Raw genomic sequence first — 15176 nt, forward strand, 5'->3', positions numbered from 1 at the left:
GCGGTGTGCAAGATGCTGTGGCGGTAGTTGATTGATAAATAGTAGTAAAATTGCGATGTCTGCCGCGGGGTGAAACTCTATGCAGCTCCAGATAGGCGGACTTCGTCTCCGCCATCACCTCATTTTTCCGTTTGTTTTCCATAAGTTACTGAAGTTTCAGATTCTTCAAAAGTGACTTTGCTACAGTTTGATGCTACAATAGTGGTATGAACCCGCGAGTCGCAGTCCCCAAATTATTCCGCCGCAATGACCGCTGGTATGTCCGGGTCCAGGTCCCGAAAGCCATGCAGAATAGACTCAGGAAGCGGGAATACTGGATTTCATTGAAAACCTCGGACCGTCAGGAGGCGATGATGCTCGCCCCGTCTGTCGTTGCCGAGAAACGGACGATCATCAATATGGTCTACAACCGGCTGGAAGGTATCCGGCAGACCATAACCGAATTCACCGACGAACAGCGTGAGGCGCTGTTCCGGGAAGCCTATTCGGACCACGTGTCTTCAAGCTCGAACCTGATATCTGAATACGAGCAAAGTCGGTTTGGATCACTTATCGAGTTCGCTAACCACCGAGAAGCAACAGTCGAAGACATGATAGCCCGCCTGCGGGTATCACAAGGCAACCTTCCAGCCATCAACGTGATGATGCTGAAACTCGCAGAGGCGAACGGGATAACGACCCCTGAGGGGACAAAGGCAGAAGAAACGCTTCGGGCCGCTTGTATTGAAGGGTTCATCGAGGCCAAACGCAACGAGGTCGCCTTGCTACGTGGCAGAGCAGTTCATGCCGATCCGAATCCAGTGATCGTCGATCCTGATTCCGGTCGCCCAAGGGAGTTTACGCCCCTGAAGACCATCCTTGCCAGACCACCAGAAGAGCCGGTCAGCCTGACCAAACTGGTCGAGGAGTTCATCGCCAACCCGAACAAGATCAGAACGCCCAAGACCAAGAACTCTATCCGGGGGTCCATGGGAGTTGTCATCGAAATCCTAGGCGATGCCACACCGCCTGATGACATCACTGAACAAGAGTGCGAGCGTGTCCGCGATCTCATCATGCAGTTGCCGCCGAACTTCAAGAAACTTCCGGCCCTTCGAGACCGGCCCATCGAGGAGATGGCAAGGATTGCTAGAGCCAAGGGCATGGCAAAGCTATCCCCAACCGGCGTCAACACCTACCTCAAGTGGCTGACCACCTTCCTCAACTGGTGTCAGAAAAAGGGGAAGATCGCCCGTGTGCCGACCTCATTCAGCGAGATTCGGGTGGCCGACCCAGAGAGGAAGGAACACAAGCGCCTTCCATTCACTGATGAGCAGTTACAGACCTATTTTCACAGCCGTATTTTTGCTGATCAGGATCGGTCGAATTCTATCTTCTGGGTGTCCCTGATCGCGCTGTGGAACGGGATGCGGTCCAACGAAATTTGCCAGCTTGATGTTGCCGATGTGGTTGAGGTTGAGGAGGTTTGGGGGTTCGATATCACTTATATCAGCACCTCGGGAGACGATGACAAGTCGGTCAAGACTGGGGCCTCCATTCGCTTGATCCCAATTCACCCTAAGCTGATCGAGTTCGGGTTCCTGGATTTCCACGCCTCCCGACCGAAGGAAGCCAAGCTGTTCGATGACGTCACACGTGGAGCAGACGGATACTATTCGAGCACGTTCAGCAAGAAATCCAACCGGTATCTGGCCGAGGTCGGTGTCCACGGACCGAAACGAAAATTTCACTCCTTTCGCCACAACTTCCGCGACGCACTTCGGCGTGGACGGGTTGATCGGGAGATCGGGAAGGCTCTGGGCGGATGGCAACGCGGCAACACGGAAGCATTCGATATCTACGGTTCCGGGTTCCCTCTGGAAGAATTGGCGGATGAGCTTGGTCGAGTTGGTTATCCGAAGGTGATATGGGATCATCTGATCGTATAAACCCAACTGCTACTAGGTTCGACCGGCACGCAACATACCCGATGTTTTGCGCCCATGTCGCCACGTCGCAGTCGCAATCCCCAAAAAACCGGGTAAGGTGTTGACTACAGGGAGATGACATCGGTGGCCACCGCGAAGCAACTCATTGGGCTCCTGAAGAGTCATGTTGAGGGGAACGAGGACAGATTCTTCGATCTCGCTCTTCAGCTTGCCTCGTCGGAGGAACAGAAGGGTCATACCCGGTTGGCAGAGCAGTTGCGTCAATGGGTCGAAGCTGGGCAGAAACCGAAGCCGAGTTCGTCAGCGCCCACACTGATTGCAAAGCCTCGTGGGGAATTGGGCGCGATCATCGGGACGGCATATCCCGAGACCAGATTGAACGACTTGATCCTGCCCGACCAAGTGTCGTCGGAGTTGGAACAGCTTGTCACCGAGTTTCGCAAACGCAGCATACTTGAGCAGCACGGCCTGACGCCGAGACAGCGTGTATTGCTGGCGGGGCCTCCTGGCACAGGCAAGACGATGAGTGCGTCGGCACTGGCTGGAGAGTTGAAGCTGCCACTCTATTCCGTGTTGCTCCATGGCTTGATCTCGAAGTTCATGGGTGAAACCGCATCCAAGCTCAACGCGATCTTCGAGGCCGTTAGGACCCAACGCGGTGTATACCTTTTTGACGAGATCGATGCCCTCGCCGCTGCACGTGATGGCGACAACGATGTCGGTGAAGCCCGTCGAACCCTGAACTCTTTCTTGCAGTTCATGGAGGAAGACACTGGGCCGTCGCTCATCATCGCGACAACCAACCTGCCGCGCATCCTGGACAAAGCCATTCTGAGGCGCTTCGATCTGGTGCTGATGTATGAGTTGCCTAGCCCGGATGCCGTGCAGAAGGCAATGTCCAGACGATTGATTGGGTTTGATTTATCGGAAGTTATCTGGGACGATGTGGTTGAGCAGGCTCAGGGGCTTTCATCCTCTGATGTAATTCAGGCCGCGATGGATGCAGCACGGCGGGCCGTATTAGACTCGAAAACGAGCATATCGTCGGGTGACCTTCTTCGTTCTATAGGTCGCCGACGCGACCTACAGGCGTTAGGGGTAAACATTGGCGGATCGGACACTTCCCCACATAGTTCTTAAAGGGGTATCGAATTCAGAGGAGTTCAATGGTCGAGGTGGCGGCGGGACACCGAGGCCATCTCAAGTCCCGGATCGCGTAGCTCATGCACAGCGCCTAGTCGCCGCCATCGAAGCCATCCAAACCGAGACAACCGCAAGTGCAGCCTACGTTGAGATCGTCGGTCGCCCTGGTGAACCATTCCTTCCGGAGAAATTCGATGTCAGCGGTCTCTCTCTTCTGAACATGAAGGAAGCGGACCCAGACAACCAGGTATCGGGTCGCGCAGTTGTGAGAGCCAGCAAAGCCGAGGGCGGCCTAACCAAGCTGAAAGGAAAACTGAACAAGTTCGCGACCGAAGACGGTCAACCGAACGAGTTGGGTCAAACTCGACCAAGGAATGCCGATCTGGCCAACAGTATCGATGTCATTGCCCAGGCAGGTCTACGTGACCTGTGGCGTCACCCGAGAAAGCCGTTCCCTCTAGCGGCTGGGCCGATCCCATGGGAAGTCTGGGTTGAACCCTCAGAAGTCGATGCCTTCTTGGGGCGTGCCGAACAGGAGGGGCTAACTGTATACGGGGATCGTTTGGAATTCCCCGAAGATACGGTGATGCTGGTTGAGGGGGATATCGGCCAGATGGCGAGGACAGCTATCGGCACTGGATCAGTCCGTTCAGTTTCACCTCCTGGAGTTCCACTTGAATTCGTGGAAGGCATGGACGCCGAAGAACAGGCCGAATGGGCTCAAGATATTCTTGGGCGGGCTCAATTTGGACCAGAGGAACATCAGGCTGCATCATACGTTACTTTGCTAGACACCGGTGTGACCCTGGCCAACCCACTGATCCAGCCAGCGTTGATCGCCGCCGACCGCCATGCCGCTGATCCCGGTTGGAGCCTGGATGACAACGATGGGCATGGTTCTCGCATGGCAGGCCTTACCCTTTATGGGGACCTGCGCACCCACCTATCAAGCACCGCAGCAATCCCGGTCCCTCATCGCCTGGAGTCCTCGAAGGTGATCCCAGACGTGGGCCAGAATCCGCACCATCTTCTGGGTGACCGAACTCAAAAAGCCGTCAATGCCGTTGAGGTGGAGCCGGGCCGTCTGAGGACGTTCGCACTTGCTTCTACGACGGAGGACGACACTCCCCACAGCGGTGCCCCAACCTCGTGGTCAACAGAACTCGATCAACTAGCTGCCGGACGATCTGGGATTGTTAAGCACCAGCGGTTGATGGTGGTCTCGGCTGGCAATATTGGACCGCAGCACGGCGGGACGGCAGACTACCTCGCCAAGTGCGATGACATTGACGATGCCGAGATCGAGTCGCCAGCCCAAGCTTGGAATGCAGTCGCAGTCGGGGCCATGACAGAGATGAGCGGCATCGGCGGTCCGACGCATGGCCAGACATTGGCAGAGGTCGGGGACCTCGCCCCAATGTCTCGAACGGCCAGTTGGGTAAAGACATGGCCGATCAAGCCGGATGTCGTCCTGGAAGGTGGGAACTGGTATGATGATGGCACCGCAACGCCAAACCAGCACTCAGACCTCATGCTTGTCACGACGAGCCGCAACGCACCCTTGAGGTCGTTCACGCACATGTCCGACACCAGCGCCGCCACCGCCTTGGCTGCACGGGACCTAGCACTCATTCGTGCGCAGTATCCTGACTTATGGCCCGAAACGATCAGAGCCCTCTACGTCGCCTCCGCACGATGGACCGACCGAATGTGGTCCCACGTTGCTCCGGCGGATCGGTATCGGAAGGGGGCCTATGATGTCATGTTCACCCGCTACGGGCTCGGCCAGCCGAACCTGAACCGAGCCCTGAATAGTGCCAACAGCGCGATCACACTCATAGCCGAGGATCAAATCCGCCCATATGAGAACAAGGGTTCCGGGCGGAAGTTGAACGAGATGAGACTATTCAATCTACCTTGGCCAAGTCAGGTGCTGCGGGGCCTCATGGCGGAGAACGTGACGCTTCGGGTGGCTCTGAGCACGTTCATAGAGCCCAACCCTTCAGAGGTCGCCCGTGGTCGAAAGAACCGTTACGCATCACATGGTCTTCGCTTTGCCCTGAAGGGCCCTGATGAAGACGTGGACGCATTCAGACAGCGGATTGGCCGGACTGCAATGGAGGACCAGCAGGACGACAATGGTCCTGGCAGTGCCGAATGGGATTTCGGCTACAACCGCCGGAGCGTAGGGTCGCTCCATATCGACGCCATGACCATACCGGCCAATGACCTGGCACAACGCGGTGTCCTGGCCGTCTATCCCGTTGGCGGATGGTGGAAGGAAAACCGCAAGGTCGATCCCGAGCGTTGTGTCGCCCGGTTTTCTCTGGTTGTTGAGATTGACGCAGGTGAAGCTGAAGTGGACCTCTATACAGAAGTCCAGCAACACATCGCGGCACAGGTGGCTATTCAGGTCTGAGCCCTATTGGGGCGGACAAAACCAAAATTCGCCTACACCGTCTTGGTCGAGCGCGAGTTCCTTTCATCATCGCCCCAAAGGGTCCGAGACCAATCAACCATGTAAGGCCAATCAAAAAACGCTTCGTGACGAAGTAAACGTGGAAACCCCAACAACCTATTGATTTTGTTGACTTGGGTTTTTCGCGAACAACTTTTTTCTTGAATCCGGCACTGACTCACCACCTTGGCCCGCTTTTTGGACCAACATTAAACCGGACACCTGCCGCCTTCTTCCACTTCGTCATAGTGCAGCGTGATATATGCTTCGATGCAATCCTCGATGATCACGGCAAGCTGCCTTCGCTCATTCCGGCGGATGTCTCTGAGAGACTCCAGGACCTCCTCGTCGCAGTTCTTGACTGTCAGTGTTCGTCTATCCACGTTACTGGCCTCCTGAGACTATTTAGGCAATTTCGGCTCACTGATGCCCGGGAAACCACCCGTAGGCGGTAGGAGGGAACCCTGAGCGTGAAAATCTGGTGCTAGATGCCCGTGCTTGGCATCGAGCCGGAAGCTGCGGGGGTCAGTGACGTATGCGGGTCGTTTGAAAGCGAACCTGCACGGGAAGACTGTGCCGGATGTGATTGAAATACGGGTGGTGTGAGGAAAGATCAGTATCCGCCGGTCTTACACGGTTGATGATCCGGGTCTGAAAACGGGTCAGGTTGTCAAGTCGGGCTACTCGACGCGATGCGTTTCTTTTCCTTCGGGTTTCAATCTGGAAGCTGAGGATTTTTCGTCTGATGCGCATCCGGGGTCGCCGATAGGAATCCTCGGCATACCGCCACTTGGTGCCGTGTCGTTTTTTGAACTGAGTTAGCCGGAGTGGCGTGAAGAAAAGGCCCTGCCCGGTGCGTATTCCGAGGTCTTTTAATCGGTCGCCGACCTGTGCCAATGATGATCGGCGTCCTCGGTTCTCGATGGCCAGTTTGCCGACAACCCGCAGAACATCGTCACGTCGTTCACAGGCAATCGCCTGGGCCCTGGCCGAACCCTTTTGGCTTTCCCGAGCAATTTCTTTTCGACCAAGAACGCCACCGGACTGCTGGTAACGCCTGATCCCAGTTCTGCACGCTTTCCGGTGAGCCAGGAACTGTTCTTCAATCTTCTTGTGCTTACCCGCCCTGATGATGTCACTGACAGTCTCGCCACTACTCAGATCGACAACTCTGCCACCAAGGCCCTGAGCATCGATGCGTTCGAATATTTCTGCCTTTCTTGCTATTCGATCAGCCTCGGTGACGACCATGATCGCGTCCGGGTTTCTATGGAGAAATTTCAGGCCCACCCCAAGTTTTCCAGCCATCCTCTTCTCAGGTGAAGCATAGCCCGAGATGACCTCCTTCAAGTCCAGGTTCCGGTCGGCTGTAATCCGGAATCTTGGGTGCATCACTTTCAGTGCCCGCAACTGATGCCTGAAGTCACCTTCAGCTTGAGCTTTCGTGCTGACCCGCCGGTAGAACACGACAGGGCCGGATACCATTCTCCGGGAGAGTTCGTTTCGATCCATGACCGCCTCAATGTGTAAACCCTTGTCTATTAGGGTGGCCGGTTCTTGTGGGTCGAAATGCAACTCGCCTCAGGACACACCACCAGCTTCATCTATTTAAAGGTTGGTGAAACTGCCGAGAAATCAATGGCCGCTGCTGTTCATGCTCTACGCTCCGAACCGAATGTGCTGCTCGTGCAGAGGACCCGGAGCCCTTTTCCGGCCCACTTGTGTCCGCTGGGGTATGATGTAGCGGAGGAGGCAGCATATCAGACCCGATTGACTGCTAGGGCCGGAATCTCTTCTTCTTTAGATGATGTTTCAGCGGTCGCTCCGTCAGTGGCCGAGCGCCGGTCCAGGTCGTTTCCTATCGTGCCGATCCAGGCAGATATCGATACACCGTGGGCACTGACACTCCGACCGCTGCCGCCGCATCCTTCACGGGAGTCCCGTTCTCAAGCAGGGATCGAACAGCATCAATCTTATCGTCGGTCATCCGTCGTGGACGCCCACCGACCCTGCCTTTGGCCCGAGCAGCTTTCAATCCGTGCATAGTTCGTTCACGGATCAGATCACGCTCGAATTCAGAGATTGCCGCCATCAGATGGAAGAGCAGCTTTCCCCCAGGTGTGGTAGTGCTAATCTCCTCGGTTAGGCTTTGGAAACCGATGCCTTTGGCCTTCAGTAGGCTCATGATCTCGATCAGGTGGGAAAGGCTTCTGGCTACTCTATCCAGTTTCAGCACCACCAGCACATCTTCAGGTCGGAGGAATTCTAGGGCCTCAGCCAGAACTCGGCGGTCCGCTTTTGCCCCCGATGCCGTCTCCACAAAGACCCTCTCGCACCCGGCGGTTCTCAGAGCCGACACCTGCGCTTCCGTCGATTGATCTGAAGTGCTCACCCTTGCATACCCGATCCTCATTTGCCCTCCTTCTCAAAACTCATAGCGAGGATGCCGGGATGGGTGATTCGTTTCAATAGGGGTTTATGAGAAGTCAGGTGGCATGTAGTTGCTGAGCATCACATATCAACGATCCCGACAGTATCGAGAACGTTGAAAACCACCGATTTCAATAACCAGATTGCAACCTAGGTTAAGCTCGATAAGCGGGAAGCGGTGCCCGATCTTGTAGATCGATCAACCGACGGAGCATTACATCTGATATGGTGGCCTTCACATCTGCGAACTTGGCATCGTCATGAAGATTAACAGCCTCTTCAGGGTCGTTCTCCAGATCATACAACTCGTGCCAATCCTCGCCCTGACGCAACGACATTCGGTATCGGTCTGTCACGACTGTGCGCACCCTTTGAGGGCGGTCAAAGCCTGTCATGATGCGCTGGCTGTCTTCCTCCACGATTATGGCCTCAGGTGGCTCAGTGGTAAGCAAGTCGCGGCCCTGGAGGCCATTGAAGGGTTGTATACCGGCTCGGGCGAGGATGGTGGCAGATATGTCGATGGAAGAACCCAGTCCTTGATCGACATTGCCAGAAGAGGGTGCAGCAGGATCGTGCCAGATGAAGGGAACTCGGATGATCCCCTGATAGTGCAGCAGCAGCTTCAGCATGAGGCCATGGTCGCCCATGTAGTCGCCATGGTCCGAGGTGAAGATGACCACCGTGTTGTCCGCCAGACCCAGTGTTTCCAACCGTTTCAGAACCCGCCCAATGGCGTCGTCGATCATGGTGATCATGCCATAGGTCAGGGCGATAATGGCCCGGGCCTCGTCTTCGGTCACGGCAAAGGGGTTCTGGTTGTCGCGAGGGTCGGTTCCTTTTTCCATCGCCGCCTTCATTGCGTTGATGGGGGGCAGATCACCCTGGCCGAAGGATGCGGGCAAGCTTATGTCTGCGGGATCATACATATCCCAATAGTGCCCGGGCGGCGTGAACGGGTGGTGCGGATCGGGGAAGGACATTTGCAGGAAGAACGGAGCGTCCTGTTCGGCCTGTTCGGCAAGCCAGGCTTCCGAGCGGTCGGCAATCCATGAGGTGGAGTAGAGTTCCTCGGGAACAGCGGTGCGCCACGCTTGAGGGGCGTTGATGCGGTTGTCGGGCAGTGCGTTCTCAGGGCCGGTCAGATTATCAAAATCTGGGGTCTGCTCACGGGCCCACAACAGGTAATCACCAGATGCCTGGTCACCATGATCGGCACAAACCTCGACATGATCGAACCCGTAGAAATCGCCTTCTAGGCGTTCGGCCAACGGCTTGTCCCATTTGGGGGCAACTTCAAGGTCATAGTCGGACGAGTGGCGATTGTTCTTGTAGGCATCCCGCAAATGCGCCGAGGGGGCGGAAAGCCCTTCCTTGGCTTCGAACTGGTTTGTAGCGGGCAGTCCGGTAAAGCTTTGTAGGTGGGACTTTCCGATTAACCCGGTTTTGTAACCGGCGTCCCGCAGGAGTTCGACAAAGGTGGTGTGATCTTTTGACAGAGGAATGCCATTGTGTCGGGCCCCGTGCACAGAACACATCCGTCCGGTCATGATCGAAGCCCGGTTGGGCATGCAGATCGGGTTTGCGACATAGAAGCGGTCCCACCTTGTGCCACCCGCCGCGATCCCGTCGATGTTGGGCGTCTGCACGACCTTGTTGCCATAACAACCAAGGTGGTCCGCCCTGTGTTGGTCGGTGATGATGAACAGAAAGTTTGGTTGCTTCGTCATTGCGTCGCCTCGGAATTCGTTGCCACAGACCGGGCCGCACGGACATCGAATGCGATGAGTGCGAGACCCAGGCCAACGGCAGGCAGGTGGAACATGGGATCGGTAGCCAGGCAAGTAAACGCGGTGACGAACCGGATCACGATCTCGGGGATCGACAGCTTACGCCGGTCGAACCCGGACAAGGCCGAAGAGAACAGCCAGATACAGAAACAGGTCCGGGCCACGATCCAGAGGAACGGCAGCAGGCTGAACTCTTCGACGATCAGGATCGTCGGGTAGAAGGCAAAGACAAACGGGATGATGAACTTTGCCATGCCGAGCCGGAACGACATGAAGGCGGTCATCAGCGGGTTCGCCCTTGCGATGGGGGCAGCGGCATAGGCGGCGATGGCGACCGGTGGCGTGAGCGACGAGGCGACACCGTAGTAGAACACGAACATATGTGCGGTCAGCATTGAGACACCCAAGGCCTGGATCGCCGGGCCCATGACCAGAATGATGATCAGGTAGGCAGGCAGCGTCGGCATACCCATGCCCAGGATCAACGCCCCGGCCATGGCGACGAGCAGGGCGGAGAACAGGCTTTCGCCCCGGATCGCCGCGATCACATTGGCCAGCTTCAACCCCAGTCCGGTCGAGTCCAGCGACCCGACGAGGATGCCGATGGCGGCAATGGCGATCAGCAGCGTCGCCCCGGATTCAGCGCCTTTTAGGAAGGATTTCCAAACCCGGCCCGGATCGGCACGCACCTCGGGGTTGATGACCGACAGCGCCACCAGAACGACGACGGCATAGAACCCGGCAGCCGAAGTGGAAAGCCCCGCCAGCAATGATCCGATCACGACAAGGATCGGCCCGGCAAACAGCACCGAATTGATCATGTCGGTGCGGGTGATGTGGTCATCCACCGTCATTTCCTGAACTTCGATACCCTGTCTGCGGGCCTCGACCGTGACGGCGGAAAACAGGCTGAAATAGTAGAACAGGGCCGGGAACAGGGCCGCGATGATGATGCTGAGATAACCAACCCCGGTTAGGTCGGCCATCACCAGGGCCGCAGCCCCCATGATCGGCGGCATGATCTGTCCACCGGATGAGGCAGTGGCCTCGATCCCGGCTGCGAAGGTTGGCGAGAACCCGCGTTTCTTGATCATCGGAATGGTGAAGGTGCCGGTGCCAACGATGTTGGCCACGGTCGAGCCCGACATGGTGCCAAACATCGACGAGGCCAGAATGGCGGCGTGGGCTGGTCCGCCTCTTGTGCGACGTGTAGCGAGGAAGGCGAATTTCAACAGGGTGTCGCCCGCCCCGGTGCCCTCTAGCAGGACGCCGAAGATGATGAAGATAAAGACCGTGCTGAGCACGATATTGGTGATCGAGCCGAACACGCCCTTATTGGTGTTATACCAAAGCGCCTCGGCCACTTCTTTCAACGAAAACCCCGAATGGGCCATGATACCGGGCAGGTCTTGGCCGAAGAGGAGGTAGACGACGCCGAATGTCCCGACCCCGAACAGGCCCCATCCCCACAGGCGGCGGCAGAGTTCGAGGAACACCACAAGACCGGCCAGCGCAGGCCAGGCATCCTTGGTCGTTACGTCATAAAGTGCCGTTTCCATTTCGGTCTGCACGAAGTGGAAGGACCAGATCGACCACAGCCCGGCGAGGACAAGAGCGGCATCAATCGCGAGGTAAAGCGGCGTGGTAGCGCCACGATCCGCCCGACGTTTTTGTGACACGGCGACCGCGACGATCAGGGCCAAAGCAAACCCGGTGGCCCGGTGCAGCTTTGGATCGATCAAGCCGATGCCTGAACTGTAGAGCGTGATCAGACCCAGAGCGAGGCAGGCAAGGGCGGCAGCCATTGCAAACAGGCGGGTCGTGACGCTGGCTGTGGGGGCCGCATCCGTCATGGCGTGTCACTTTCTGAAGGCGTGGGGCTGGTGCCGGGCAACGAATGCCGCCCGGCAAGCTACTTGCGTGATCAGGGGCGCAGTTCATCCGGGATCGCGATGCCCGCTTCGTCATAGTAGCGCACAGCACCGGGGTGCAGCGGCACGTTGACCGAGGTGAAGGCGCTCTCCTTGGTGACTTCTTTCAGGAAGAACGCGGTTGCATGAACCTCATCAAGGTTCTCCCAAAAGGCCTTGGTGGCATTGTAAACCACATCATCGGATACACCGGCATGGGTGCCGACGAACTGGGTAAAGCCGAGAGCGGTGATCTGACCACCGGTCAACTGACCCTTGTAGACTCCGCCATCGAATTGCAGCATGCCGCGACCGGGGCGACCGAACAGCGCCTTCATCTCGTCCGCCGCGATCTTGTCTTCGGGGATCGTAAGAACGCGGAACTCACCCGACAGGCCGAACCGTTCGATGTTGGCTGACCCGATTTCGGCAGGGCGCACCATCATGTCGATCTTGCCATCGGCAAGAGCCGCGTAACCTTCACCCCAACTCAGGCGCACAGCAGTATAGTCGTCACCGGCCACGTAGCCTGTAATGATCTTTATCAGAGCTTCCGACGTGGCAGAAGCCGACCCAGCGGGCGGGCCAGTAAAGACGGTTTTGCCTTTGAGGTCCGCCCAGTCTTCGATGCCCGATCCGGCCAGTGTCACGGGATGATAGGCCCCGGCCTTGAAGCCGAGAATGGCACGGATGTTCTTGGAGAGCTCCCCGGCACCTTCGACGTTCTTATACATTTTCTTCTGACCCGCCATCAGGTTGACCAATGAAGGCACGGTCGAGAAAAAGTCGATATCGCCCTTGGCGCCCTTGAGCATCGATTTGGTCAGTGTTTGACCCGCGTTCACCTGAATCTCGACCCCGGCCTTGCCGGCCTGGTTGGCGAAGGCCACGAACATGGTGTGGACCGGATCGCCGACCCCGGCAGTTTCGCCCTTGAAGATTTCGGCAGAGACAGCACCTGGCAAAGCCAGCGCCACGGTTGTGGCCAGAATTGTCCGGCCCAGTGATTTGAAGTGAAACATCGAGTCCTCCCATAGACGTTTGGGCGACACTACCAGTTTCAATTGATGTGGAATAATCAAACTTTTGGGTCTATACATATCAATTAGGCATGAAACTTGACCCCAAACATCTGGCCCAATTGTCCGTCATCGTCGAGGCGGGTTCTTTCCAGTCCGCCGCAAACCGGCTGGGCACGACGCAACCAGCACTCAGCCGGAACATGAAAGCTTTGGAAACCCGGCTGGGGACGCCTTTGTTCCAAAGGGAGGGTCGCCGGTCTATTCCAAACAGTTTGGGCTTGAGGTTGGCCCGCAACGGGATGGCGATCCGGCTGGCCGAGGAACAGGCAGGTATTGTCGCAGACCAGACTGTGAAGGGATCGGTGGGAGAATTGCGCATCGGCGCTCCGCCGATTGTATCGGGCAGGTTTCTCAGCGATCCGATGACGGAGTTCATCAAGGCCAATCCGAATTGCAGTGTCGAGATACGCACCGGGCTGGTCCATGAACTTCGGACCATGTTGGAACGGGGCCAGGTCGATCTTGTCTTCGGCCCAGAAAGCCTGGCTGAACCGGTGGACGGGTTGGAGTTTGAAGAACTTATCGATGACGGTGTCGGAGTGATGTGTCGAACCGGCCATGCCTTGGCCACGCGTAAACAGATCATGGCGTCGGACCTCGAAGCTCAGGTCTGGCTGGCCCATTCCAGGGGTAGTTTGCTGCGGCAACAGACTGAGGCCGCGATGATCGCCTCTGGTGTCCGGTCAATGCAGATCGGCTGTGAAACTGATTCAATTCGTTCGGTGCTGGAAATCGTGGCTGAAACGGACCTGATCACCACGATGCCGATGGCAACAACTGCCCCTTACCTTGAAGACCGATTGGTGTTTCTGTCCTTCGATCATCCGCAGTTTCACCGGCCTCTTGGGACCATTAGAAGAAAAGGAACACCATCGAGCCACATCGAGGACCGTTTTGTAAATGCGCTCAGATTGACTCTGAATAGCGGCACCCCACAATGAAACCTCGAAGCCTCTCCGGTTAGTCGTGAGATCGAAGCCTGTGTCGGAATCGAACGGGTGATTTGCATGTGTAATGTCGATTTGCTACGGTTAGATGCTACAGTAATGTTATCAATTGATAGTTATATATTTTAAAACAATGCATTAGTAGACATAGAGGAAACTCCCTTCGTCTCCGCCACTACAGCACTTCAATTGAAGTCATACCCCTTGAAATTATGACTATTGCTAGGCACATGTGGCTCTCGTGGGTCCATAAGAGTTCATAGAGGCCCATCCCATAGGTGGGCTTCCAGGTGGGCTAAGTGTGCGAACAGGTGTTCTTAACAAGCTAACAGCGAAGGCTGTTCAATCCGCAAGTGATGGCATGCACAGTGATGGCGGTGGGTTGTTTTTACGTGTTCGCGGTAATTCTAGGGTCTGGTTGTTCAGATTTACGCGCGACGGAGGCTTTGTTGCACAAATCGGTTGAGGGATTCACTGTGTGAATCCAGCGTGATAGCTGTGCGTCATGAGCAGTTGGGCCCCCACGAAATACAAGACCAGGAATTGGTCATCTTACAATGAGGCGTTGAGACGGCGCGGGTCGCTGTCGATTTGGTTTGACCCTGATATGGTCTGGGTTCCGCCACCGAGCGGCAAGCGCGGTCGGCGACACAGCTTTAGTGATGCTGCGATCCAAACCTGCCTGACGATCAAGGTGCTGTTTGGCCTTCCGCTCCGACAGACGACAGGCTTTGTGGAAAGCTTGTTGCAGTTGGTCGGGCTGGACTGGGCAGTTCCCGATTTCAGCACGCTGTGCCGCCGCCAGAGGACGCTGAACGTGGACCTGTCGTATCGTGGCAGTACCGGCCCGCTGAACCTTCTGGTTGATAGCACAGGCATCAAAGCTGAAGGTGAAGGCGAATGGAACGCACGCAAGCATGGCGGTCCCAAACGACGCATTTGGCGCAAGATACACATAGGGATCGACGAGGAAACGTTGGAGGTTCGAGCGGTCGAGGTTACCAGCAGCAACATCGGTGACGCGCCCATGTTGCCTGAGTTGCTGAACCAGATCCCCAACGACCAGGACATCGGATCAGTAACCGGCGACGGGGCCTATGATACGCGCAAATGCCATGACGCGATTGCCGCCCGGAATGCCCACGCTGTCATTCCGCCGCGTAAGAACGCCAAGCCGTGGAAACCCAGCAGCGCCGGAGCCATCGCCCGGAACGAAGCGGTTAACGCCTCACGATACTTGGGCCGCGCCATTTGGCGACAATGGAGCGGATACCACCGAAGAAGCCGTGTCGAGACCAAGATGCACTGTGTGAAGCTGATGGGGCAAAGTCTCATGGCGAGAGACTTTGATCGGCAGGTCGCAGAGATCCAAATCCGTGTCGCAGTCCTCAACCGCTATACCGCTCTTGGCATTCCCGTCACAGAAGCCGTAGGCTAAATCCGTCCGGGGAAAGGGGAAGTCCCATCCTCACAGGATTTGTGCAACAAAGC

General features: G+C 56.6%; 11 protein-coding genes. 5 read left to right on the forward strand and 6 right to left on the reverse strand.

Annotated features, from left to right (window positions below; translation table 11 throughout):
- The first annotated feature begins 206 nt into the window (after positions 1-206).
- The 3 genes from ACP15U_RS08155 to ACP15U_RS08165 all read left to right on the forward strand — a co-directional run bounded on the left by ACP15U_RS08155 (position 207) and on the right by ACP15U_RS08165 (position 5490).
- Complete coding sequence (locus tag ACP15U_RS08155; protein ID WP_425044653.1) at positions 207-1928, forward strand: DUF6538 domain-containing protein; 1722 nt, start codon at positions 207-209, stop codon at positions 1926-1928.
- 114 nt (positions 1929-2042) lie between these two features.
- Positions 2043-3068: an AAA family ATPase gene (locus ACP15U_RS08160; RefSeq protein WP_425044654.1), complete on the forward strand. Its 1026-nt coding sequence runs from the start codon at positions 2043-2045 to the stop codon at positions 3066-3068.
- On the forward strand, positions 3034-5490 hold the full coding sequence (locus ACP15U_RS08165) for a S8 family peptidase (RefSeq protein WP_425044655.1): 2457 nt from the start codon (positions 3034-3036) through the stop codon (positions 5488-5490). The genes ACP15U_RS08160 and ACP15U_RS08165 overlap by 35 nt, the downstream gene beginning before the upstream one ends.
- Positions 5491-5738: 248 nt before the next feature.
- Here ACP15U_RS08165 and ACP15U_RS08170 read toward each other — a convergent pair whose 3' ends face one another.
- The 6 genes from ACP15U_RS08170 to ACP15U_RS08195 all read right to left on the reverse strand — a co-directional run bounded on the left by ACP15U_RS08170 (position 5739) and on the right by ACP15U_RS08195 (position 12678).
- Entirely contained in the window at positions 5739-5912 is a 174-nt protein-coding gene (locus tag ACP15U_RS08170) for a hypothetical protein (protein ID WP_425044656.1), read from the reverse strand.
- A 142-nt stretch (positions 5913-6054) separates the two neighbouring features.
- Positions 6055-7041: a hypothetical protein gene (locus ACP15U_RS08175; protein WP_425044657.1), complete on the reverse strand. Its 987-nt coding sequence runs from the start codon at positions 7039-7041 to the stop codon at positions 6055-6057.
- Between the two features lie 346 nt (positions 7042-7387).
- Positions 7388-7942, reverse strand: coding sequence for a recombinase family protein (locus ACP15U_RS08180; RefSeq protein WP_425044658.1), 555 nt, complete (start codon positions 7940-7942; stop codon positions 7388-7390).
- 172 nt (positions 7943-8114) lie between these two features.
- Positions 8115-9686, reverse strand: a complete 1572-nt coding sequence (locus ACP15U_RS08185) for a sulfatase family protein (RefSeq protein WP_425044659.1) — start codon at positions 9684-9686, stop codon at positions 8115-8117.
- Positions 9683-11599 (reverse strand): TRAP transporter permease, encoded by a 1917-nt coding sequence (locus tag ACP15U_RS08190; protein WP_425044660.1) that lies wholly within the window; start codon positions 11597-11599, stop codon positions 9683-9685. Before ACP15U_RS08190 ends, ACP15U_RS08185 begins: the two co-directional genes overlap by 4 nt.
- A 71-nt stretch (positions 11600-11670) precedes the next feature.
- On the reverse strand, positions 11671-12678 hold the full coding sequence (locus ACP15U_RS08195; protein ID WP_425044661.1) for a TAXI family TRAP transporter solute-binding subunit: 1008 nt from the start codon (positions 12676-12678) through the stop codon (positions 11671-11673).
- Positions 12679-12767: 89 nt separating this feature from the next.
- Here ACP15U_RS08195 and ACP15U_RS08200 point away from each other — a divergent pair, with 89 nt between their 5' ends.
- Together ACP15U_RS08200 and ACP15U_RS08205 are read left to right on the forward strand one after the other, a co-directional pair.
- Positions 12768-13679, forward strand: a complete 912-nt coding sequence (locus tag ACP15U_RS08200; protein ID WP_425044662.1) for a LysR family transcriptional regulator — start codon at positions 12768-12770, stop codon at positions 13677-13679.
- Positions 13680-14190: 511 nt separating this feature from the next.
- Complete coding sequence (locus ACP15U_RS08205; protein WP_425043710.1) at positions 14191-15123, forward strand: IS5 family transposase; 933 nt, start codon at positions 14191-14193, stop codon at positions 15121-15123.
- The last annotated feature ends 53 nt before the right edge of the window (positions 15124-15176 follow it).

The organism is Primorskyibacter sp. S87, assembly GCF_049801055.1.
Classification (GTDB): Bacteria; Pseudomonadota; Alphaproteobacteria; order Rhodobacterales; family Rhodobacteraceae; genus JBNAGF01.